Here is a 24,264-nt window from a genome sequence, read left to right as displayed (position 1 = left end):
AAATAGTAGCGTGGAATTGTCTGAAAATTATAGAAAAGGTGCTGGCATCATTAAATTTAAATAAAAAAATTAATCATGGGAAAGGGTTGAAATCCAAGGAAGCTTTACGGGATCAGAAACATTGCGGAAGAGAATAATTTTTAGAGTTGGCATGCAACTTGTATATTATGTAGACGTAATAGAAAAAAATATTTCTGCTGTGAAATTCGGCAGGGCAATTTCGGAGGTAATTGTTATGATAAGCAATAACAAAGCAAAGGCTTTAGAAGAAGCGAAACGAATCGTTAGCTATATTGAAAGTTCAGAGCTGACCAAGGAAGAAAAAGACACAATTGTAAAGGAATCCATTTTAAATTTCAATGAACACGTAAATCCTGGCTGGCTGGAATACAGAAAATCTGTATCCAACGATGCTGCTATTGTGGAATGGTCGGACTCAGAGGAGCACTTCTATGATCTGTATGGTACAGAATTCATTGATTGTTTAGGTGGATTTGGCATATATACTTGCGGTCACAGAAATCCTGAAATTTTAAAAACTGTAAAGGCACAGCTGGATAAATATGCATTGCATAGTCAAGAGTTGCTGGATCCTTTAAGGGGGTACTTAGCCCGTTTGATGGCGATGATTACGCCGGGAGACTTATGCTATTCCTTTTTTACCAACGGGGGAGCCGAAGCTGTGGAAATGGCATTAAAACTGGCTCGTCTGGCTACCGGCGGGCGATGGTATATTTCGACGGTTGGCGCATTCCACGGCAAATCACTTGGCGCAATTTCGATGGGAGGAAAAGGCACGTATCGAGAAGACTATCTCCCCATGATTCAACAGGTACAACACGTGAAATACGGAGATGCCGCAGCGATGGAAACGGCTATCGTCAATCTGAAAGCGGTGGGGGAAAAAGTTGCTGCGGTAATCATTGAGCCGATTCAGGGAGAAGCGGGTGTCCAAATTCCGCCAAAAGGATATTTGAAAGAAGTAAGAGAAATTTGTGATCGACATCATGTCGCTATGATTGTGGATGAAATCCAAACCGGAATGGGCCGGACTGGAACCCTGTGGCGATGCGAAGTGGAAAATATCTGCCCGGACATCATGACCTATGGAAAGGCGTTTGGCGGCGGGATTATGCCGATTACAGGTATTATTGCAAGACCCAACATGTGGGTGCAGAAACTGAGAGATAATCCGTGGCTGCTCGGCTCGCCGACTTTTGGAGGCAATCCCCTAGCTTGTGCAGCGGCGATTTCCACTATAAAATATATGCTTGAGCACGATATCCCTTCCATGTCAAAGGAAAAAGGGGAATACTATATGAAAAAGTTGAACGAATTACAGAGCAAGTATCCAACGGTTTTAAAAGAAGTAAGAGGAGCAGGTTTACTGATATGTTTGGAATTTCCTAAGGCTGAAGTGGGATATGAAGTAACAAAAGAACTGTTTTCGAGAAGAGTCATGACAGCAGGAACCCTTGTGAATGCTAAAACAGTGAGGATTGAACCACCTGCAGTGCAGACTTATGAAACAATTGATACGGTTATTGCGAAGCTGGATGAATCCTTGGCAGCGGTACAAAAAAAGTTTACCGTTGAAGATGAAACAATGGCGTCGTAAAAATGCAATAAAAAACCGCATGGTGAATGCGGTTTTTTTATGTCACAAATCTTCACAACTATCTATAAAAGTGAAAAAATGAGATAAATATGTACTAATTTGTTGCCAAATAAGCGTAATGGAGGCATTATTATGCAGTGAAATTTGATCTAATTTTTATCATATTTTTAGGTAAAAATGTAATAATATTACTTGAATAAAAAGTAAACAATGACCAAAAAATGGAAAGCATATTAATCATTTTTACAGCAAAACCCAATGAAAAATTAGAAAACATATAAGCTGAAAGCGTTGAAAAATAAAGAAGTTAGCTAAAGGTTCCGCAAGTTACAATTTTCTGAATATGAGCAAAAAGGTATACTTTTTGGAAAACCATGTTATAATAATAAAGTCTTAGCGAATAAGACATAGAGAAAGAGAGGATAAACGAGGTATGGCAAAGAAGCTTATATCTGTGTGGCTTTCATTGACCATTGTGCTATTCTCATCAATTTCTATATATGCTGAAGAAAACGTTCAAGGAGATTTTTTTAACAAGGAAGTCGTTATAAATGGGAGTCAGGTTGTAAACTACAACCTACAGTATCCGTTCTTCCTTTATAAAGACACGACTTACATTCCATTGACCCCAGAGATGGGAAAGATCTGTGGATTTGACGCAGAAATGGACTGGGAAAGCCGCACATTAAAACTTCTAAAGACGGAGGAGACTCAGACTGGTCTCAGCAAGAATTGGGCTAAAAATAATGGCTACGATTTTAACTTAGAGATTCTTTCGGGAGTCAGCGTAACAGCTTACGAAGAACTTTTGGATGATAAAGACGCAGTAACTTTAAATGAAACGACAACAACGGGCGCATTAGAATCGGAAACGATAGAAGCCCCTGACATGCTAGTCGAAGAAGTTGATTTAGGAGGGTTGCCTGTACTGGCAATCGGTAAGTATGTATTCATTCCCCTAAAAGCTATGAAAGACAGTAAAGTCTTTAAGTGGGATACGTATTTTGATGCATATTATGGATTGTGTATTAGTACCAATGCAGGTGTACCCGCAAAGAATTTCTGGAGTGAAGCAACATCCAGATACAACAAAGGGTTAGTAAACTATATTTTAAATTATAATGGTAGCATTTCTACCAGCTATGCGCAAGAACTCGTATTTATGTTCAAACGGGCTGCCACAGTAAATCGTGTGGATGAAAAATTACTCATGGCCATTGCGCAAAAGGAAAGCACCTTTAACCCTTTAGCCGTCTCCACAGGCGGAGCTAGAGGCTTGATGCAGATTATGCCGGCTACCGGTGCAAATTTCGGCTTAAATGCCGATCAATTGCTGGATGCACGCTCTAACATCGCGGTTGGGGCTTATATGATCAGCAACGGTCTTACTAACTACGGAGGAGACACCACAAGGGCCTTATCCGCATATAATCAAGGCTCGGCAAGAGTTAGCCGAGGCACTTACTCTACAGCTTATGCAACGAGAATTATGTCTGCATATTCTGGAGTACAAAATTTTCTTTCTGCAAACGGATATGTGAATTAGTTCGAGTTTAATCAAGCAGAGAGAGAAATAAAAAAATCACGACCACAAAAAAGCATATAAAATAGAAAAATAAAAATCCGAAGACTTCAGTTCTTCGGATTTTTATTTTGCAAGCATTTATGATATAATGAAGGCAAATATTGAAACGGCATTGCCTTTTTACCCCAAGCTTGCTTGGCTAGGCAAAACGGACAGCAGGGAGCGGAGCGAGTCGGAGCCGAAAGCGTTGCCGCAGGGAAGCCTTCATTGAATCATACGGCGACGTAGCTTGTATGATATAATGAACACAATTGTTTGAATCCGGCATCCTCTAAGGAAGCATTCAAAGAAAGCAAATGAATAGGGGGGCGTATGGCATTATTTATAGCACCGATAAAATATGAAAATGGGCGGTTATATCTTCTTGATCAGACCTTGCTGCCCGGTCAAGAGACCTATCAGGAAATTACAACAAAAGAAGATTTGTGGGATTCCATCTACAAGCTGAAGGTAAGGGGAGCACCTGCCATTGGGGTGGCTGCTGCATATGGGATGGCCGTATGCAGCCGAGCAATTCAAGCAAATGATTTAGGTGAATTTGCAGAAAAATTTTATGAATTGAAAGAACATATTGCCAGTTCAAGACCTACGGCGGTTAATCTGTTCTGGGCATTGAACAGGATGGAGAGCCGGCTGCTGTCTCTGGAAGCTCAGATTGCCGGCATTTCTTCGTGGAAAGAGCAGTTCGCATTCATCCAGCTAATGTTATTGGATGAAGCGGAACAAATTCGAAAAGAAGATGAAGAGGCTTGCTATGCGATGGGCGAGCATGGACTTTCTCTTCTGAAAAAAGGAATGGGCATTTTAACACATTGCAATGCAGGAACCATTGCCACGGCGAAATACGGAACGTGCCTGGCGCCGCTTTACTTGGGTCAGGAAAGGAACTTTGATTTCAGGGTTTTTGCAGATGAAACAAGACCGCTGCTTCAGGGTGCGAGATTGACGGCATGGGAACTTCATAAAGCCGGGATTGATGTGACCTTGATATGTGATAACATGGCTTCTATCGTGATGAAAAACGGTTGGGTAGATGCGGTGGTGGTGGGCTGTGACCGAATGGCAGCCAATGGAGACGGAGCCAACAAAATAGGGACCTCAGGTTTGGCTATTCTTGCGAAGGAATACGGAATTCCCTTTTATATGTTCGTACCCACGTCTACCATTGACTTAAATACCTCAACAGGAAAAGACATTCATATCGAGGAAAGAAAGGGCGAAGAAATTTATAAGATGTGGTATGAGAAACCGATGGCACCGGAAGGAATAAAGACCTATAACCCCGCTTTCGATGTAACTGATGCGAAGTATATCACCGCTGTAGTAACCGAAAAAGGGGTGGTATATCCACCGTATGATCTTAATTTGCCGAAGTTGTTTTCGCATTCGTTATAAAGGAGGACTGCCTGTAAGATGCTGAGTTATAGGTGGTATATTTGATTTAGGGGAAAGACAAATGAATATTTTTCAAAGAAATGTGAACAAAGTGGTAGTGATGGCGGTCATAGCGGCCTCATTTTCCTCCATTTTTGTCCGATTGACGGAGGCACCGCCTATAGCGATTGGGTTTTATAGGCTGACTTTTGCGTGGCCTATTTTTGCCATCATCACTTTCGGATGGCATCGAGCGGAGCTGACCGGGCTGAGCCGAAAGAAAGTGGCAGGCTGTGCGTTGGCAGGTATTTTTCTCGCGGGGCATTTTTTTTCATGGTTTACAGGAGTAGGACATACGAGTGTAGCCAGTGCGACGGTATTGGCGATGATGCATCCGTTGATTATTTTGATTCTATCCGTATTACTGTGGAGAGAGAGAACGAATAAAAAAGCCATTTTTGGTGTGGTGATTGCCTTCGTTGGCGGTGTGATTGTGTCCGGCGGAGATTACAGCATTTCGTTATCCGCTTTGTTTGGAGATCTGATGAGCTTCCTGGCGGCCTTTTTTATGGCACTTTACTTGATTACGGGAAATAAGTTCAGGACGGGCATTTCGGCAGCGGTGTATGTGTTTTTAGTGTTTTCCTTTTGCTGGGTAGCTTTTGGTGCGGGTATGTTGATTACGTCGACTCCTTTTACGGGCTATAGTTTCCAAGATATTTTCTGGATTTTTATGATGTCTATGGTATGCCAGATTGGTGCACATGCTGTGTTTAATTGGTGTCTGGGGTATACGACTGCCTTATATGTGGCGACTTGCGAAAACTTAGAGACCTTTATCGCTACTGCGATGGCGGCTTTGTTGTTTGTCGAGATTCCGACGGTTAGCCAGGCCATAGGCGGTCTGATTATTGTGGCAGGGGTGATGTATTATACAAGGCATGAGCAAATTAACGCAAACGTTGACGAATCATGAAGTGCGGCAGTAGCTTGTTACAGAGGACAAACTATGTTAAAATACTCCATATTACATAAAAGGAGAAACAAAATGTATGTCCTATAAGGTTAAAATAGATATATTTGAGGGCCCGTTTGATTTGCTGGTCTACCTCATTGAAAATGCGGAAATGAATATCTATGATATTCAGGTATCCGAAATTACAAAACAATATTTAGAGTATGTGGAGCGGATGAGAGATACGGATGTAGGCATTGCAACCGAATTTATGGTGCTTGCTGCAGCGTTGATCGAGATCAAATCCAAAATGCTTCTTCCGAGGACCACGAACATGGAAGATGGTGTGGTGGAAGAGGATCCAAGAACCGAACTGGTGGAAAAGATTCTGGAATACAAGAAATTCAAGGCGGCGGCGGAAGCACTGGAACAGAAAGAAGAACTCAGAATGCAGTGTTTTGAAAAACCGAAAGAAGACTTGACGCCATATACCAACGAGACAGACGAATTCTTATGTCTTGATATCAAACAGTTTGTCGCTTCTTTTAATTTATTTCTAAGGAAGAAACAGCGAATTGAAGAAGTTCGAAAACACTATACCAGAGTGGAAAGACAGAAATTGAGCATCGAGACGAAAATCGAACATATTGTAGGTTTCTTTCGAAACCGCGGCTTGAAAAGGATGCTCTTTAAGGAGCTGCTAACAAAAGAAAGTGATACATACGATGTAGTGATTACCTTTGCCTCCATGCTGGAGATGATCCGGCAGCGGCTGATTAAAGTAGAGCAGAAGGCTGCTTTTGATGAGATAGAAATTGAGATGGGAGAAGCTGCAAATGACCACTAAAAAGACCATAAAATCTGCCTTTGAATCCATGATGTTTGTTTGGGGCGAACCATTGGATGTGAAAACAGCAGCAGAGGTTTTTAATATAAACTGGAAAGAGGCTTATGATTACTTTCTGGAGCTTAAGGAAGAGTATGAGCAAGAAGGACGAGGGATTCGAGTTGTTGAAGTAAATAAAAGCTTTCAATTTGTTACGGATGCAGAGAATGCCATTTATATCGAACGGCTATGTACACCGATAAAAGAAAAGAGACTTTCTCAGTCGGCTCTTGAAGTACTTGCGATTATTGCCTACAAACAACCGATTACAAAGGGTGAGATTGACTCTATTCGCGGAATCAAGAGTGATCGCGTGATTGAGGGCTTGATGAAAAAGGATCTGATTCAAGAAGGCGGAAGATCGACTGCTATCGGACGTCCGATATTATATAAAACGACGGATGCTTTTTTGAAGCATTTTGGCTTTGAAACGCTAAAGGATTTGCCGGATATTGAAAATATTGAAAGTGCAGTGGTGGCAGAGGAGCTGGAAGACGAAGTAGATGCACAGCAAATTGCCATTGATTTTTCAGCCCCCCAAGAAGAACAGGAATAAAAAAACAGTCATATCTCTTTAGAAACACAGTAAACTTGTTTCTGAGGGGATTTTTTCATGCCCAAATTGCCTAAAGGTTCCATGAAAATTCCGATCAAAATAGAGTCAAATGGGAGCAATGCCTCCCGGAATAGGATTTTATGATGGGCAAAAAAAACTTAAAGATTCCGCTGTCGATATGGGATATTGTATGCGGAATTTTAATCATTGCGGCAGTTTCCATGCTTGTTCTAACGGTAGCGGAGGTGCCGGGGAAGATCGCGGCGACAATGAATAGAACAGTACCGTCGATCTCCGCAAATCAGGCGGTTCTAATGGATGGAACATCCGGAGAAATACTTTACGAAAAGAATGCCGAAACAAAAGCTTACCCGGCCAGCACGACAAAAATTATGACGGCACTGCTTACAATAGAGCGTGTAGAAGAACTTCACAGTGACTTGACACAGAAGGTAAAAATCCCAGCAGATGCAGTTGGAGTAGAAGGTTCTTCTATATACTTAGCACCGGGAGAAGCTGTCAGCATAGAAGATTTGTTATACGGTTTGATGCTTCGATCCGGTAATGATGCTGCAGTCGCTTTGGCGGATATCATCGGAGGAAATCAGGAGCATTTTGCGGAAATGATGAACGAGAGAGCCCAAGAACTGGGCTGCAAAGGTACAAATTTCCTCAATCCAAATGGGCTGTATGATGATAACCATTATACGACAGCCTATGATATGGCTTTAATTGCAAAAGAAGCGATGAAGAACGAGACATTTAGACGTATCTCTGCCGCTGAAAGCTGGGAAGCAAGCAGAGAACCGGATAAATACAACTATTTCTATAATAAAAATAAAGTAGTACATCAATATGAAGGCGGTAATGGTGTCAAAATTGGGTATACAAAAGCCTCTGGGCGCACCCTGGTGGCCTCTGCAGAGAGGGATGGCCGTCTGATGATCTGTGTAGTCATGGGAGCTCCGGACTGGTTTAATGATGCGTACGCGCTCATGAATTACGGATTTGAGGCAGATGAAAGTTTTTAATTGCGAAAGAAGTAGAGAACCTTTCTCCTTGTACGAAAATATAATGAGTAATCAGGGAATAACGCAATCCCATCAATTTGATATACAGGAAAATGAAACAGATTGAAGGCGGTAGCGCTCTAAATAAATGGGGGGAAGGCCATGAACTATAGTAATATTGATTGTGTTGACAGCGGCACCGAGAATTGCCCTTGCTATTTGGCAGAAACGGGTGATTGTCTGGTGTGCAGCAGGCTTCAGGGAAAGGAATATTGCGACTGCCTGTGGAAAGGTGTTTGCATTTATAATGAATACATCCAAAGCGGCAAGCGGGTGAATAATCCAAGAAAGGATTTCACCGCTCGCATTGTATTAAAAAAACAGTACTTAGAGGATTTATATGTAATCGGGCTGGATGTAGGACGAGGATTTGCCTTGAAAGCAGCTAAACCGGGTACTTTTGTGTTCGTAAAATCGGTGGGAGATGAGCTCTATTACGATGCACCTATATCGGTAATGAAAGCGGATACAGACAGAGGCGTTATTTATTTATTAGTTAAATCCATTTCAATAAAGACAAAGTTGATTGCAGGGGAAGACGAAAAGCTGGTCGTGAGGGGAGTCTATAGGAGCGGACTTGAAGGATTATCAAAAATTATCGGCAAGTTCGGTAGAATTCAAGACCATCAAAAGATTCTGGTTTTAGCTAAAGGGGTAGGGTTCGCACCTGCAGTTAACCTCTTGGAATGGGCCGGACAAGAGACTCGGATTGACTTTATGATTGATGTAGATAAAATCTGCAAAGAGATTGTTTGGGATTATATCAAGTCTGATCTGAATGGAGAGGTTCACTTTATTGAGTTTCCAAGTCTTTATGCGAACCAAGAAGGTGGAATCCAGCGGTTGGTTGAAGAGAGCGGATACAGCGTAGTGGTACTGTTGGGCTCCGATTACTATATAGAAGAAGCAAAGAAGTTAGAATGGGGAGATACGGTTCTTGTCCATAGCAACAATAGTCATATCTGCTGCGGAGAAGGAATCTGCGGTGCGTGTACGCGCGTTGATGAAAACGGTAAGGTATATAAGATGTGCAAGTGCAACTTGGCACAGCGGTAAGAACGTATTTTAAGGTTGAATTTTATTCCTGTGTGTGATATCATATTTTGGTACATTTAAATGTTTTATTTTGAAAGAGGTTACGATATGAAAAGAATACAGACTATTGAAACAAGAAATCTCGCTGATTCTGCTAAAAAGGGCGGATGTGGTGAATGCCAGACTTCTTGCCAGTCAGCAAGCAAAACATCATGCAGCGTTGCAAATCAGCAATGTGAGCAGATAAAGAAGAATTAATTTGAAATCGCTGCAAGATTGATTTTGCAGCGATTTTTATATAAAGGAAATTAAAAAGAGAGGTCTTATGAAAGATGGTTCATACATATAAAAGCAATGGATACAACATCGTTTTAGATGTAAACAGCGGAGCGGTTCATGTGGTAGATGAGGTCGCTTATGACGTGATCGAAATGCTTGAAGCCGGAATAGATAAAAAATCAATTGTTTTGGATGTTTTAGAAAAGTATAAAGATAACTCAGAAGTTACGAAAGAAGAAATTGCTGAAATTTTTGACGATATAAAGAAACTGGAGAAACAAGGGAAACTTTTTTCGGAGGATATTTTTGGACAGGTATCCCTTGATTTTAAAAACCGCCAATCGGTGGTGAAGGCACTGTGCCTCCATGTAGCACACGATTGCAACTTAAGCTGCAAATACTGTTTCGCTGAAGAGGGCGGTTATCAAGGGAAACGAGGACTGATGAGCCTGGAAGTAGGTAAAAGAGCACTTGATTTTCTGGTAGCGAACTCACAGGGAAGAAAAAATTTAGAAGTGGATTTTTTTGGCGGGGAACCGTTAATGAATTTTGAAGTGGTGAAGCAGTTGACGGCCTATGGACGTGAACTGGAAAAAGAACATAATAAGAATTTCCGATTTACCCTTACAACAAATGGGGTCTTACTTGACGAGGAAGTTATTGAGTTTGCCAACCGTGAAATGAGCAATGTGGTGCTGAGTTTGGATGGACGAAAAGAGGTTCACGACCGGCTTCGCGTAACCTGTGACGGATGCGGCAGTTATGATGCGGTTTTGCCGATGTTCAAAAAGCTGGCGGAAAGCAGAAATCATGAAAATTATTATATCCGAGGAACGTATACACATTATAATACGGACTTCACCAAAGACCTTCTTCATATGGCTGATCTGGGATTTAAAGAGCTTTCGATTGAACCTGTAGTGGCACCAAAAGACATGCCGTATGCTTTAACGGAGGAAGATTTGCCGAAACTGTTTGAGGAATATGACAAGCTGGCGGATGAAATGTTAAGACGGAACCGAGAAGGAAACGGCTTTAAATTCTATCACTATACCATTGATTTAACCGGCGGGCCATGTGTGGTGAAACGCATATCCGGCTGTGGAGTCGGAACGGAATACTTGGCAGTAACACCGGAAGGGGACTTATATCCCTGTCATCAGTTTGTCGGCGATGAGAACTATCTGCTGGGGGATGTATTTGGTGGAATTGCTAACAAGGCGGCATGTGACGAGTTTAAGAAATGCAACATTTACTCTCATGCGGAATGTACGGATTGCTTTGCCCGAATGTATTGCAGCGGCGGCTGCGCGGCGAATGCATATCATGAGACGGGAAGCATTGAGGGAACATATGCTTTCGGATGTGAACTTCACCGTAAGCGTGTGGAATGCGCGATTATGCTGCAAGTAGCCCAACTGATGCCAGCTCAATAGAAATTTAGACCCGGAGACTTCCGGGTCTTTTTTAGATTCGAATGAAATGAAAGCAGAAATTCAAACAACAAATTTTCAAATATTTTGTTGACAATAACAAAAATAATCCATATAATAAGTTTAAAATCACAAAATAATAGAACGAAACCGATGATTAAGAATAGTAAGCCTTGAAACGAATTCACAGAGAGCCGCCGATGGTGAGAGTGCGGTAAGGAGAACAAGACTGAATGGACTTAGGAGGGTAGGACGAAAGGCAGGAAACCATATATGGAAGGTTTGCGCCGAGTAGCACCTAACGGGAGCTCCGCCTGTGACAAAGGGAGTGGGTATCAAGCTGTACTCAATAATTGGAGCTTGCTTTTGGCAACGCTCGGGTGGCATAGCAAAGACGTAGGTTTTTGTCCCAATTTAGCGGGATAAAAACCTTTTTTTATGGCATAGAAAATGTCAATGCAGTTATGCTCCATCATCGTCTGGTTTTAATTGTTATCAGGGAAAGTGGCTAATCTTTGGCCTGAATGTATTTGTAAAGGAGAAATCAAATGAGTACGAAAAAGATTCCGCACAGATTATATTTAACAGAGGAACAAATGCCGAAGCAATGGTACAACTTGCGAGCTGATATGAAAGAGCAGCCGGATCCGATCATTAATCCGGCTACGGGAAAACCGGCGGCAGTGGAAGATTTGTATCCGGTATTTTGTGAAGAGCTGGCTAAACAGGAAATGGATGACACAACGAGATATATTGATATTCCGGAAGAAGTTCAGGAAATGTACAAAATCTACCGGCCATCTCCGCTATGCAGAGCATACAATCTTGAAAAAGCATTGGGAACGCCGGCAAAGATTTATTATAAATTTGAAGGAAATAACACCTCCGGGAGTCATAAGCTGAATTCTGCCATTGCGCAGGCTTATTATGCAAAACAGCAAGGAATCACGAACTTGACGACTGAAACAGGAGCTGGCCAGTGGGGAACGGCTTTGTCTGAGGCGTGCTCTTACTTCGGGATCAATCTGGATATCTTTATGGTCAAGGTATCGTATAACCAAAAACCTTTCAGAAAAGCGATCATGGAGACCTTTGGCGGCAAAGTCATTGCCAGCCCAAGTGATACGACCAATGCTGGGAGAGCCATTCTTGCAGAAGACCCTGACAACAGCGGCAGTCTTGGCTGTGCGATCTCAGAAGCCGTTGAAAAAGCAGTGACGACGGAAAATTGCAAGTATGTGTTGGGGTCCGTGTTGAATCAAGTCCTTTTGCATCAATCCATCATCGGGCTTGAAGCAAAACAGGCGATGGAACAGCTTGGCGAATATCCGGATGTGGTGATCGGCTGCGCAGGCGGAGGCTCCAATCTAGGAGGGCTCATTGCGCCGTTTATACAAGATAAATTGACGGGTAAAGCAAATCCGGTGATCCGTGCCATTGAGCCGGCATCTTGCCCATCTTTTACAAGGGGAAAATACGCGTACGATTTTTGTGATACCGGAAAAATCACGCCGATGGCTAAAATGTATACCCTTGGATGCACTTTCAAGCCGTCTGCAAGCCATGCAGGCGGATTACGATACCATGGAATGTCTCCGATTCTCTCCAAACTTTATCATGACGGGTATATGGAAGCTGAGGCTGTGGAGCAGACAAAAGTGTTTGAAGCAGCTACGATGTTTGCGAAGTTAGAAACCATTCTGCCAGCACCGGAATCGGCTCATGCGATTCGAGGAGCCATTGATGAAGCGCTCCGATGCAAGGAAACCGGAGAAGAAAAGACGATTCTATTCGGCTTAACCGGAACGGGCTATTTTGACATGACGGCTTATATGGCGTTTAACGAAGGAAAGATGGCGGACTATATTCCTACCGATGAGGATTTGGCCCCTGGTTTCGCAGCACTCCCTAAGATTCCCGGAATTCAAGAATAAGTAGAAGAATAAGTAACCCCTGTTTGGAAACGATTTCGTCCTCTCAGGGGTTTTTCAGTTGGTATCTATTGATAATTGTAAGGCATGAAGGGAATAATGAGGTGAGAATATAGAATGAAATAGGATCGTTATCAAAATAACGAACTTATATTAAAATATAAACTTGAATTGTTCGTATATTTTTTAAAACTTTCTTTGAAATTCTAGTCAAAACCTTGTGTTGCGTAAAAATATATGCTAACATGAACGCATACAAAAGAATGAAAGCTAAAAACACGAACAATTACCCGAAATAAATTGGTAATTATACGGAGAAAGGGACGCGTGATGGTAAAACGTATATATGTAGAGAAGAAGCAAGGGTTCAATATAGAGGCAAAAGGCTTATACGAGGATCTGAAGCAGAATCTTCATTTAGAAGGATTGACGAACGTTCGAGTTATTAATAGATATGACGTAGAAGGTGTGGATGAAACCACTTATGAAAACTCAAAATACACTGTTTTCGCAGAACCGGCGATCGATGTGGTGTATGAAGAAGAACTCCCAAACGGATTGGGAGAGAACCTGTTTGCGGTCGGATATCTGCCCGGACAATACGACCAACGAGCGGATTCTGCCGCGCAGTGCATCAAGATGATGAATGCAGAAGTCAACGCGGTGGTAAAGTTCACTCGAATCATTGCTCTTGAAGGGGAGGTAAGCACGGAGCAATTTGCGGCTGTTAAGCATTATTGCATCAATCCGGTGGACTCGCAGGAAACGAGCATGGAGAAACCTGAGAATTTAAAGTTGGAAAGCGTTGTACCTGACGATGTCACCCTTGTAAAAGGCTTTATCAATATGGCGGAAGAAAAGCTGGAAGCCTTCCGAAAAGAGATGGGCTTTGCGATGAGTGCAAAAGACATTTTGTTTATTCAGGAGTATTTTAAAAAAGAGGAAAAACGAGATCCAAGTATTACTGAACTCAGAGTGGTAGATACCTATTGGTCTGATCATTGCAGACATACGACGTTTATGACCAAGCTGACGGATATTCGATTTGAAGAAGGTGAGTATACACAGGTCATACAGGAGGCCTTTGAAGAATATTTGGAAATGCGTCAGGAAGTGTACGGAGAAAGAGCACAGAAATCTTCCGAAGAAGGCGGCAAGGATATCTGCCTGATGGATTTGGCTTGCATCGGCGCAAAGTATCTGAAGAAAAAAGGCTTGGTGGAAGACCTCGATGAATCGGAAGAAATCAACGCATGCAGTATTAAGGTGAAGGCGAAGATCGACGGTCGTGAAGAAGATTGGCTGGTCATGTTTAAGAACGAGACGCATAACCACCCAACTGAGATTGAACCGTTTGGCGGTGCAGCTACTTGTCTTGGCGGAGCCATCCGAGATCCTCTTTCAGGCAGAGTGTATGTATATCAGGCGATGAGAGTGACAGGCTCTGCTGATCCGAGAACCCCGATTGAAGAAACCCTTCCGGGCAAATTACCGCAGCGGAAAATTACACAGGGTGCGGCGGCCGGATACAGTTCCTACGGAAATCAGATTGGCTTGGCGACAGGCCAGGTCGTTGAAATATATGATAAGGACTATGTTGCAAAACGGATGGAGATCGGAGCGGTAATCGGAGCAGCCCCGGCTTCCCATGTTCGAAGAGAATCCCCCATAGAAAGCGATTGCATTGTATTGGTAGGAGGAAGAACAGGCAGAGACGGATGCGGCGGCGCAACCGGTTCCTCCAAAGAGCATACGGAAGATTCTATTTTGACTTGCGGTGCGGAAGTTCAGAAAGGAAATCCTCCTGTTGAAAGGAATATTCAACGTCTTTTCAGGAGAAAAGAAGTTTCTACTTTAATCAAGAGATGCAATGATTTCGGCGCCGGCGGCGTTTCTGTTGCCATCGGAGAGTTGGCTGACAGCTTAGATGTGAACCTTGATTTAGTTCTTAAAAAATATGACGGATTGGACGGAACGGAACTGGCTATTTCCGAATCTCAGGAAAGAATGGCTGTCGTAGTAGACAAGGCAGACGCAGAACAGTTTATTGCGTATGCCCAACAGGAAAATCTGGAAGCTGTGGTGGTAGCGAAAGTAACCGATACAGGACGTTTCAGGATGTACTGGCGGGAAAAATGCATCTTAGATTTAAGCAGAGCTTTCTTAAATACCAACGGTGCAACACAGGAAGCCACGGTATTCGTAAAAAATAATGTAGATATTACTACCTTAGATGATGGAAGTATTAAGAAAATAACCAGACATTTAGAGGATTTAAATTGTTGCAGTCAAAAGGGCTTAGTCGAACGCTTTGACAGTACCATCGGTGCGGCGACTGTGCTAATGCCTCTCGGAGGAAAGCATCAGCTTTCTCCGGCTGCGGGTATGGCGGCAAAGCTTCCGGTGACAGAAGGTGAAACTACTACTGCCACGCTGATGACCTACGGCTTCGACCCTCAGATTGCTAAATTCTCCCCTTATCATGGAGCGATGTATGCGGTGATTGATTCAGTGACGAAGATCGTGGCTATGGGAGGAGATTATACGAAGGTTCGATTGTCATTCCAAGAATACTTTGAACGAATGACAGAAAACCCGGAAAGCTGGAGTAAACCGTTCTCTGCGCTGCTCGGTGCATTGAAGGTTCAGAAGGAGCTCAACATTCCGGCTATCGGAGGAAAAGACAGCATGTCCGGCACATTCATGGACATCAATGTACCGCCGACTCTGGTTTCTTTTGCAGTATCTGTTGCAGATGCGGAAGAGGTGGTTTCCACCGAACTGAAACGCAAGGACAGTCAGCTGGTATTTTTAGCACCAAAATGGAATAAAGATAAAATTATCGATTTTGACATGTACCGAAAGAGCATGGCAAGGGTACGTGAATTAACTGCCCAGAAAAAGATTCTTTCTGCTAATACGGTGGGAAGAGGCGGAATCTTTATTTCTTTAGTGAAGATGGCAGTCGGCAATAAAGTCGGCGTGGGTCTGGATTATGTCAGTGAGCGGGAACTGCATGAGCAGTACTATGGTGCTCTAATTTTAGAAATTTCAAAAGACGAAAATGCGGAAGAGTTGTTTGATGGATTGAGACATAAGGTCATCGGCCATACGGATGACCGAGAAGAAATCGCTATCCAGATTACCGATGATAACAAAAAGCCGATTGGCGTAGCCCTTGGCCTCTCTATCGACGAACTTATAAGACAGTGGTCTGCACCGCTGGAAAGTATATTTCCGGTTCGCACTGCGGATTGGAAGACAACGATCGATCAGACGGTTGTCCCGACGATTTCGTACGAAGGAAAGTGTACCTATACGCCTGCGATAAAGATCGCAAAGCCGAGAGTGCTGATTCCGACCTTCCCCGGGACAAACTGTGAGGTGGATTCGAAGCGTGCATTTGAAAGAGCTGGAGCGGAGACGGATATCCAACTTATCCGAAACATGACGCAGCATCAGCTGATTGACTCCATCAACGAATTGGAGCAGAAAATCAGACAAAGTCAAATCATCTTTATCCCCGGTGGTTTTTCGGGCGGTGATGAGCCGGACGGTTCGGCAAAATTTATCACAGCGGTATTCAGAAATCCAGCGATCAAAGAAGCCGTAACGGACTTACTGGAAAACAGGGACGGCTTAATGTTCGGTATCTGTAATGGATTCCAAGCGTTGATTAAACTCGGTTTGGTACCATGCGGAAAAATACTGGATTTGGATGAAAAAGCGCCGACGCTGACGTATAACAAAATCGGCCGCCACGCATCGTGTTTGGTCAGAACAAGAATATCCTCCGTGAAGTCTCCATGGCTCGCGGGAACACAAGTAGGTGAACTTCATACCGTGGCAATTTCCCATGGCGAAGGACGTTTTATTGCGAATGAAGAGGTGCTGAATCAGCTCATCGCGGGAGGTCAGGTAGCAACCCAATACGTTGGATTTAACGGAACCCCATCCATGGACATCAAATTCAATCCGAATTACTCCACCATGGCAATTGAGGGGATTACTTCTCCGGACGGTCGTGTATTCGGCAAGATGGGACATTCCGAGCGAATCGGACAATATGTGTATAAGAATATACAAGGAAACACGGATCAGAAAATTTTTGAATCCGGTGTGAAATATTTTAAATAGATAAAATCGTATGACGAAAGTCGCTTGATGAAAAAAGGAGAGTTGTTTTATGAAAGTTGCGATTGTAATGGGCAGCAAATCGGATTATCCGGTGGTTCAAAAAACCGAAGACATTTTAAAGGAGTTCAACGTAGAAACAGAAACCAGAATTATTTCCGCACACAGAACGCCGAGGGTGGCTGAAGAGTTTGCTAAAACAGCAGAAGAAAAAGGCATTGAAGTGATTATTGCGGCAGCAGGAAAGGCGGCTCATTTGGCAGGAGTACTTGCCGCTACCACGCCGCTACCTATCATCGGGATTCCGATGAAGTCCAGCACGTTAGACGGATTGGATTCTCTTCTTTCCGTTGTACAGATGCCGAAAGGGGTGCCGGTGGCAACCGTAGCGATTGACGGAGCGGAGAATGCAGGGCTGCTCGCGGTGCAGATGCTTAGTATCAAATATCCTGAACTTCGAGAAAAAATGAAAGCGTATAAAGTTAAAATGGAAGAAGATATTATTGCCATTGATTCAGAATTTAGTAACAAGTAAGAAATGAGACAGTCCTTTTCGCCTAGGGGCCCAGAGGATAAACGATTATGAATTATGAATCGTAAAATGAAGAAAATATAGGAGGATTGAAAGATGGAGAAGTTAGAAATGATTTATGAAGGAAAAGCAAAGAAAGTCTTTAAAACAGATGATCCAAAGCTATTTATTGTTGATTATAAAGATGATGCCACAGCGTTCAATGGGCTAAAGAAGGGACAGATCGGCGGGAAGGGTATCGTAAACAATACAATGGCTAACATTATTTTTGAGATGCTTGAAAAGAGAGGTATTCCTACACATTTGGTGAAGCAGCTAAGCGAACGAGAGACCTTGGTAAAGGCTGTTCAAATTCTTCCGCTTGAAGTCATCATCCGAAATGTGTCTGCCGGTTCGTTCTCCAAAAGATATGGCGTAGAAGAAGGCATTCTGTTTAAGAAGCCGGTTCTGGAATTTTCCTATAAGAACGATGATCTAGGGGACCCTCTTATCAATGATGACCATATTCTAGCACTTGAATTGACTACAGAAGAACACCTTGCTGATGTGAAGAAGTATGCGTATGAAGTGAATGAGGCGCTAAAAGAGTTTTTCCTTGAACGGGATTTAAAACTGATTGACTTTAAAATTGAATTCGGCTTACATGACGGACAGGTGATTCTTGCAGATGAAATCTCGCCTGACACGTGTCGGCTTTGGGATGTAAATACCAATGAAAAAATGGACAAGGACCGATTCAGAAGAGACCTTGGAAATGTGGAAGAGACTTATCAGGAAGTATTTAACAGAATAAAGAAATAAGGACAATGGAGACAACAATGTTTGATATTAACCAGGAACTGAGAGAGTTCGAAGAAGAAAAATTCCATGATGAATGCGGGGTAGTCGGCGTGTATGCTCCCGGGAAAAAAGATATTGCCAGATCGGTGTACTTTGGATTGCATTCGCTGCAGCATCGGGGCCAGGAGAGTGCCGGTATTGCAGCCAATTATGGAGGAAAGATTCAATACTACAAAGAAATGGGCCTGGTGCAGGAGATCTTTAATGATGAAATTATTGAACGCTTGCAGGGAGACATTGCCATCGGCCATGTGCGCTATTCGACTGCCGGGGAAAGCCATGCGATCAATGCCATGCCGCTGGTTGTCTACTATAAAGGCGGTGCCTTGGCACTGGCCCATAACGGAAATCTGGTGAATGCAAGAATCCTAAGGGAAGAGATGCAGGACAACGGTGTTATTTTCCAAACGACGATTGATTCTGAAGTGATTGCGGCACTCATTGCAAGGCATATCAAGGATCATACCATTGAAGAGGCGATTACCAAGACCCTTGAAGTGGTGAAAGGCGCGTATGCGCTTGTCATTACTTGCGGAGATAAATTAATCGGTGTACGGGACCCGAACGGAATCAGGCCTTTATGCATCGGAAAAACGCCGGATGGCTTTGTTCTTTCTTCTGAGAGCTGCATTTTTCCGCTTCTTGGTGCGAAGCTGATTCGAGATGTGGAAGCGGGAGAAATGGTGGTGATCGAAAATCATGAAATCAAATCCTTCCCTTACGCGAAAAAATGCAGCAAGGCTTCTTGCGCGTTTGAATACGTATATTTTGCAAGACCGGACAGCGATATAGACGGTCGGAATGTATACACAGCCAGAAATCTTTGCGGACGAATTCTCGCAAAAGAACATCCGGTGGATGCGGATGTGGTGATTTCCGTGCCGGATTCGGGAACGGTTGCAGCTATTGGCTATGCAAAAGAATCTGGGATTCCTTACGGGGAAGGTTTTATAAAAAACAGATATGTGGGAAGAACCTTTATACAGCCTGATCAGCGAATGAGGGAACTGAGCGTACGATTAAAGCTGAATGTGCTCAGAGAAAATGTGGAAGGCAAACGGATTATCATGATCGACGATTCGATCGTACGGGGAACGACTAGTGTAAAAATTGTAAAGATGCTGAAAGATGCGGGAGCAAAAGAGGTTCATGTCCGAGTAGCCTCTCCTCCTGTTACGGATCCCTGCTTCTTTGGTATCGACACACCAAACAAAAATAAGTTAATCGCGGCAACACATACCATAGAAGAAATTTGTGAAGGTATGGGAGCGGACTCCTTAGGGTATGTAAGTGTAGAAGGAATGCTGGAAGCCATTGCGCTAGGCAGTGACAAGATCTGCAAAGCTTGCTTTACGGGAGATTATCCGATGGAACTGCCGGAAGTAAGCATGAAATGGGAGGAATAAAAATGGATGAACAATTAACCTATAAGGATGCCGGCGTTGATACAAAAGAAGGCGAACGAGCTGTCAACTTAATGAAGCCCCACGTGAAAAAAACCTTTAACGAGAATGTCCTTACAGGGCTCGGCGGATTCGGCAGCCTTTTTAAACTGGATGTTGCAGGACTGACGGAACCGGTGCTTGTATCCGGAACAGATGGCGTAGGAACCAAATTAAAGATTGCCTTCCTGATGGACAAACACGATACGGTTGGTATCGATTGCGTGGCTATGTGCGTCAATGATGTTCTTTGCCAAGGAGCAAAGCCTTTGTTCTTCCTGGATTATATTGCAACAGGCAGCGTAAAAGCGGAAAAAATTGCAGCTATCGTGAAAGGGATTGCGGATGGATGTGTTCAGGCAGGGAGTGCTTTGGTCGGCGGTGAAACAGCGGAGATGCCGGACTTTTATTCCGAAGGTGAATATGACATGGCCGGATTTTCGGTAGGGATAGTTGATAGAAGTAAAATGATTACCGGAGAGAAGATTGCAGAAGGAAATCAGGTTATTGGAATTGCTTCCAGCGGCATTCACAGCAATGGCTATTCCTTAGTACGAAAGGTATTTTTTGAAAAACTCCAAATGAACGTAGAAGATCATGTAGAAGAACTTGGAATGACTTTAGGGGAGGCATTGCTGACACCAACTAAAATCTATGCCAATGCGTGCAATGCTGTTTTAGGCAAGCATGAAGTGAACGGCATCATCCATATTACCGGGGGCGGATTCTTTGAAAATATTCCGAGAATTATTCCAAAAGGACTTGGTGTGAAAATTAATGTAGGCAGCTGGCAGGTTCCGCCGATTTTTTCGTACATCAGCAAGTGCGGCAATGTAGAGGAAAAAGAAATGTTTTCGACCTATAACATGGGCGTCGGCATGATGATGATCGTAGCGAAAGAAGAGGCACAAGCAGTGTTAGAAACCCTTCGAAACGCCGGAGAAACGGTCGATCTAATCGGAGAAATCATTTCGGGTGAAGGAGTATCGTTATGCTAAGGATAACGGTTTTGGTATCCGGGGGAGGAACCAATCTGCAAGCGATTATCGATTCCATCGAGTCGGGGAGAATACAGGGAGCCCAAATCGGTTGTATCATATCCAGCAATCCGAATGCGTATGCCCTTGAAAGAGCGAAAAAGCATCGGATTAGGGCACGTGTGATCAGTAAAAACGAATACCCCGACATGGCAGCCAGAACCGAAGCACTTTTGGCAACACTCAAGCAAGAAGAAACCGACTTGATTGTTCTCGCAGGATATATGAGTGTATTACAGCCGAAACTGGTACAAGCCTATCAGGGACGAATCATCAATATTCATCCTTCTTTGATTCCGAAATTCTGCGGTGCGGGATTTTATGGAAAAAAAGTACATCAGGCGGTGCTTGATGCCGGTGAAACCGAAAGCGGTGCGACGGTTCATTATGTAGATGAAGGCGTTGATACCGGTGAAATCATTGTACAGAAAAAAGTTCCCGTTCTGGAAGGAGATACGGCAGACACATTGGCAGCCAGAGTCCTTGAAGAGGAACATCAACTATTGACACAGGCAATTAATACGGTGATAGAAAAAATGAATCACTAGCAGTTCTTGAGACAGAGTCTGCTAGACGTAAAATGAAGGAGGAAAAATGGGCGGCTTATTTGGAGCAGTATCGAAGAACGATATTGTAATGGACTTATTCTTTGGTACGGACTATCATTCCCACCTTGGGACGAAAACAGGCGGAATGTGTGTTTTCGGTGAGAACGGTTTTAGCAGGGCCATTCACAGCATTGAAAACGGGGCTTTCAGAAATAAATTCGAAAGAGAAATCGGTGAAATGAAAGGGTCGATGGGAATCGGAAGCATCAGTGACGGTGAGCCGCAACCTTTAACGGCATACAGTCAGCGAGGTCATTATGCCGTTGGAACGGTAGGCAGAATCAACAACAAGGAGCAGCTTGTCCGGGAGCTTTTAAACAATGGATGCAATCAGTTTATGGCTATGAGCGGTGGTCAGATCAACAATACGGAATTGGTAGCGTCGTTGATTTCTACCGGACGTACTATTGCAGAAGGGATTCGAACGGCGCAGAAAAAAATCGATGGTTCTTGTACCATGTTGGTGCTGACCCCGGATGGACTGTATGCCGCAAGAGATAAATTCGGAAGGACGCCGCTTATTATCGGACAGAAAGAAGATGGCTATTGTGTTGCTTCCGAATCGTTCTCCTTTATTAATATAGGGTATAAAAAGATAAGAGAAGTAGGGCCGGGCGAAATTGTTCTCATTACGCCTGAACTTATAGAAACAGTGGGTGAAGCGCAGGAAGAAATGCGGATTTGTACGTTTCTATGGACTTATTTCGGCTATCCTACCGCGGTATATGAAGGTGAAAATGTGGAAAAAGCACGTCATCGAAACGGTGCATTGCTGGCAGAAAAGGACGGCGATCTGGATGTAGATTATGTGGCAGGGGTGCCGGACAGCGGTGTTGCTCACGCACTCGGTTATGCGAATAAATCCGGAATTCCATACGCCAGACCGCTTATCAAGTATACGCCTACTTGGCCGAGAAGCTTTATGCCGCAGAACCAAAAAGCCAGAAATCTGATTGCTAAAATGAAGCTGGTTCCGGTGTTTGAGATTATTCACGATAAAAAGTTTGTACTGGTGGATGATTCCATCGTGAGAGGAACGCAGCTTTCCGAAACCGTAACGTATCTGCATGAGAACGGTGCAAAGGAAATCCATGTGCGATCAGCCTGTCCCCCTATTATGTATGGCTGTAAGTACTTGAATTTTTCCCGTTCGGTAAGTGAGATGGATTTAATTGCACGCCGTGTGATTTGTGAACTGGAAAACTTGAGTCCGGAAGAAGTAACCGGGGAGCTGGTTGCCGAATATGCATCTTCAAAGACACAGAAGCATGCGGATATGGTGGAGAGGATCAGAGAAAAATTAAATTTCAATAGTTTGAGATACCAGGATTTAGAGGATACGTTAGAGGCTATCGGTATTGACAGATGTAAGCTTTGTACCTATTGCTGGAACGGAAAGGAGTAAATATAAATGAGAGCATTAATAAGTGTATCGGACAAAACCGGTGTGGTGGCTTTCGCAGAAGCATTGCAAGAACTTGGTGTAGAAATTATTTCAACAGGCGGAACCCATCAGCGGCTTGCAGATAATGGCATAAGAGTAAAAGGAATTTCAGAGGTGACCGAATTTCCTGAATGCTTGGATGGCAGAGTAAAGACGCTTCATCCGGCAGTTCACGGCGGCATCCTTGCTAGGAGAGATAAGCCGGAGCATATGCAGCAGCTGGAAGATTTACATATCGAAACCATCGATATCGTGGCAATCAATTTATATCCATTCAAAGAGACGATTAAGAAGCCGGGGGTGGCGCTTGAGGAAGCGATTGAAAATATTGATATCGGCGGCCCAACGATGCTTCGTTCCGCAGCGAAAAACCACCGAGACGTAGTGGTCCTTTGCGATCCTGCCGATTATGAAAAGGTTATTGCAGAATTAAAGGAAAATAAAACCGTTTCACTCGATACGAAATATAGGCTTGCATTGAAAGTATTCCAGCATACGGCTGCTTATGATGCCATGATTTCAGAATACTTGAGAAAACAAATCGGTGAAGAACTCCCTGATAATCTTACATTGACTTTCGAAAAGATTCAGGACTTACGATACGGGGAAAATCCTCATCAAAAGGCAGTTTATTATAAAGAGATACAGCCTGCAAACGGTTCTCTGGTAAATGCCGTTCAGCTTCACGGAAAAGAACTTTCTTTCAATAATATTAATGACACACAGGGAGCACTGGCAACGTTAAAAGAATTCAGTGAACCGACAATTGTGGCGGTAAAGCATGCGAACCCTTGCGGTGTAGGAAGCGGTTTTGACATTCTTTCTGCTTATCAGAAAGCGTACGAAGTGGACCCGGTTTCCATCTATGGAGGTATTGTTGCAGCAAACAGGCCGATTGATGGACCGACGGCAGAAGAGATCAGCAAAATTTTTGTTGAAATCATCGTCGCACCGGAATTTACACAGGAAGCAATGGAAATTTTGACTCAGAAGAAAAACATCCGGCTGTTAAAACTGGATCAGATTGAAGCGAAAGGACCGCAGGGCCAACTGGATGTCAAGAAAGTTTCGGGTGGGTTGCTTGTTCAAGATACCGATGAGATCTTGTTTGCAGAAGAGGATTTAAAGATTGTATCCGACCGGATTCCTACAGAGCGTGAAATGGAGGATATGCGTTTCGCGATGAAAGTGGTGAAGCATATTAAATCCAACGGCATTGTTATTGCGAAGGATTTGAAAACATTAGGAATCGGGCCGGGACAGGTCAACCGAATTTGGGCCGTAGAGAATGCAATCAAACAATCCTTATTTGATTTGAAGAGCTCTGTTCTTGCCTCCGATGCCTTCTTCCCGTTTGATGACTGTGTGACGGCAGCTGCGGCAGCAGGTGTGACGGCGATTATCCAGCCGGGAGGCTCCATCCGGGACGAAGAGTCCATCAAAAAGGCGAATGAACTTGGTCTTGCGATGGTATTTACGGGTGTGAGACATTTTAAACATTAATG

The 24,264-nt window shown here is 43.5% G+C and carries 19 protein-coding genes; all 19 read left to right on the top strand.

Going from position 1 to position 24,264, the window contains the following annotated elements:
- Window positions 1–235 precede the first annotated feature (235 nt).
- The 19 genes from JYB65_RS06800 (at window position 236) to purH (ending at window position 24,262) form a co-directional block, all read left to right on the top strand.
- Window positions 236–1,618 (top strand): putrescine aminotransferase, encoded by a 1,383-nt coding sequence (locus JYB65_RS06800; protein WP_206581906.1) that lies wholly within the window; start codon window positions 236–238, stop codon window positions 1,616–1,618.
- Window positions 1,619–2,051: 433 nt separating this feature from the next.
- A complete protein-coding gene (locus JYB65_RS06795) occupies window positions 2,052–3,164 on the top strand; it encodes a lytic transglycosylase domain-containing protein (RefSeq protein ID WP_206581905.1) in 1,113 nt (370 codons plus the stop codon).
- A gap of 351 nt (window positions 3,165–3,515) precedes the next feature.
- Entirely contained in the window at window positions 3,516–4,598 is a 1,083-nt protein-coding gene (gene mtnA / locus JYB65_RS06790; protein ID WP_206581904.1) for an S-methyl-5-thioribose-1-phosphate isomerase, read from the top strand.
- 61 nt (window positions 4,599–4,659) lie between these two features.
- Window positions 4,660–5,553 carry a DMT family transporter gene (locus JYB65_RS06785; RefSeq protein ID WP_206581903.1) on the top strand — a complete coding sequence of 298 codons (894 nt, stop codon included), beginning with the start codon at window positions 4,660–4,662 and terminating at the stop codon, window positions 5,551–5,553.
- Between the two features lie 76 nt (window positions 5,554–5,629).
- Entirely contained in the window at window positions 5,630–6,379 is a 750-nt protein-coding gene (locus tag JYB65_RS06780) for a segregation and condensation protein A (protein ID WP_206581902.1), read from the top strand.
- Window positions 6,369–6,974 (top strand): SMC-Scp complex subunit ScpB, encoded by a 606-nt coding sequence (scpB, locus tag JYB65_RS06775; protein WP_206581901.1) that lies wholly within the window; start codon window positions 6,369–6,371, stop codon window positions 6,972–6,974. The genes JYB65_RS06780 and scpB overlap by 11 nt, the downstream gene beginning before the upstream one ends.
- Before the next feature lie 140 nt (window positions 6,975–7,114).
- Window positions 7,115–8,005 (top strand): D-alanyl-D-alanine carboxypeptidase family protein, encoded by an 891-nt coding sequence (locus JYB65_RS06770; RefSeq protein WP_206581900.1) that lies wholly within the window; start codon window positions 7,115–7,117, stop codon window positions 8,003–8,005.
- A gap of 141 nt (window positions 8,006–8,146) precedes the next feature.
- Window positions 8,147–9,100, top strand: coding sequence for a hypothetical protein (locus JYB65_RS06765; RefSeq protein WP_206581899.1), 954 nt, complete (start codon window positions 8,147–8,149; stop codon window positions 9,098–9,100).
- 87 nt (window positions 9,101–9,187) lie between these two features.
- Complete coding sequence (scfA, locus tag JYB65_RS06760) at window positions 9,188–9,337, top strand: six-cysteine ranthipeptide SCIFF (RefSeq protein ID WP_206581898.1); 150 nt, start codon at window positions 9,188–9,190, stop codon at window positions 9,335–9,337.
- A gap of 74 nt (window positions 9,338–9,411) precedes the next feature.
- Window positions 9,412–10,794 (top strand): thioether cross-link-forming SCIFF peptide maturase, encoded by a 1,383-nt coding sequence (gene scfB / locus JYB65_RS06755; protein ID WP_206581897.1) that lies wholly within the window; start codon window positions 9,412–9,414, stop codon window positions 10,792–10,794.
- A 545-nt stretch (window positions 10,795–11,339) separates the two neighbouring features.
- Window positions 11,340–12,725: a TrpB-like pyridoxal phosphate-dependent enzyme gene (locus JYB65_RS06750; protein WP_206581896.1), complete on the top strand. Its 1,386-nt coding sequence runs from the start codon at window positions 11,340–11,342 to the stop codon at window positions 12,723–12,725.
- A gap of 327 nt (window positions 12,726–13,052) precedes the next feature.
- Entirely contained in the window at window positions 13,053–16,859 is a 3,807-nt protein-coding gene (locus JYB65_RS06745; RefSeq protein ID WP_206581895.1) for a phosphoribosylformylglycinamidine synthase, read from the top strand.
- 49 nt (window positions 16,860–16,908) lie between these two features.
- Complete coding sequence (purE, locus tag JYB65_RS06740; RefSeq protein WP_206581894.1) at window positions 16,909–17,391, top strand: 5-(carboxyamino)imidazole ribonucleotide mutase; 483 nt, start codon at window positions 16,909–16,911, stop codon at window positions 17,389–17,391.
- A gap of 93 nt (window positions 17,392–17,484) precedes the next feature.
- The gene (gene purC, locus JYB65_RS06735) at window positions 17,485–18,189 is read left to right on the top strand and encodes a phosphoribosylaminoimidazolesuccinocarboxamide synthase (RefSeq protein WP_206581893.1); all 705 of its coding nucleotides are present in this window, start codon (window positions 17,485–17,487) and stop codon (window positions 18,187–18,189) included.
- Between the two features lie 17 nt (window positions 18,190–18,206).
- Window positions 18,207–19,634 (top strand): amidophosphoribosyltransferase, encoded by a 1,428-nt coding sequence (gene purF, locus JYB65_RS06730; RefSeq protein ID WP_245156614.1) that lies wholly within the window; start codon window positions 18,207–18,209, stop codon window positions 19,632–19,634.
- A gap of 2 nt (window positions 19,635–19,636) precedes the next feature.
- Window positions 19,637–20,668, top strand: coding sequence for a phosphoribosylformylglycinamidine cyclo-ligase (gene purM, locus JYB65_RS06725; RefSeq protein ID WP_206581891.1), 1,032 nt, complete (start codon window positions 19,637–19,639; stop codon window positions 20,666–20,668).
- Window positions 20,662–21,255: a phosphoribosylglycinamide formyltransferase gene (gene purN / locus JYB65_RS06720; RefSeq protein ID WP_206581890.1), complete on the top strand. Its 594-nt coding sequence runs from the start codon at window positions 20,662–20,664 to the stop codon at window positions 21,253–21,255. The genes purM and purN overlap by 7 nt, the downstream gene beginning before the upstream one ends.
- Window positions 21,256–21,301: 46 nt before the next feature.
- Window positions 21,302–22,720: an amidophosphoribosyltransferase gene (locus tag JYB65_RS06715; RefSeq protein WP_206581889.1), complete on the top strand. Its 1,419-nt coding sequence runs from the start codon at window positions 21,302–21,304 to the stop codon at window positions 22,718–22,720.
- A 6-nt stretch (window positions 22,721–22,726) separates the two neighbouring features.
- Entirely contained in the window at window positions 22,727–24,262 is a 1,536-nt protein-coding gene (purH, locus tag JYB65_RS06710) for a bifunctional phosphoribosylaminoimidazolecarboxamide formyltransferase/IMP cyclohydrolase (RefSeq protein WP_206581888.1), read from the top strand.
- The last annotated feature ends 2 nt before the right edge of the window (window positions 24,263–24,264 follow it).

Source organism: Clostridium aminobutyricum, assembly GCF_017255415.1.
In the GTDB taxonomy this organism is placed as follows: Bacteria; Bacillota; Clostridia; order Peptostreptococcales; family Anaerovoracaceae; genus Aminipila; species Aminipila aminobutyrica.
The sequence above is the reverse complement of the archived record's forward strand: the minus strand, read 5'-3'. Positions and strand labels throughout refer to the sequence as shown.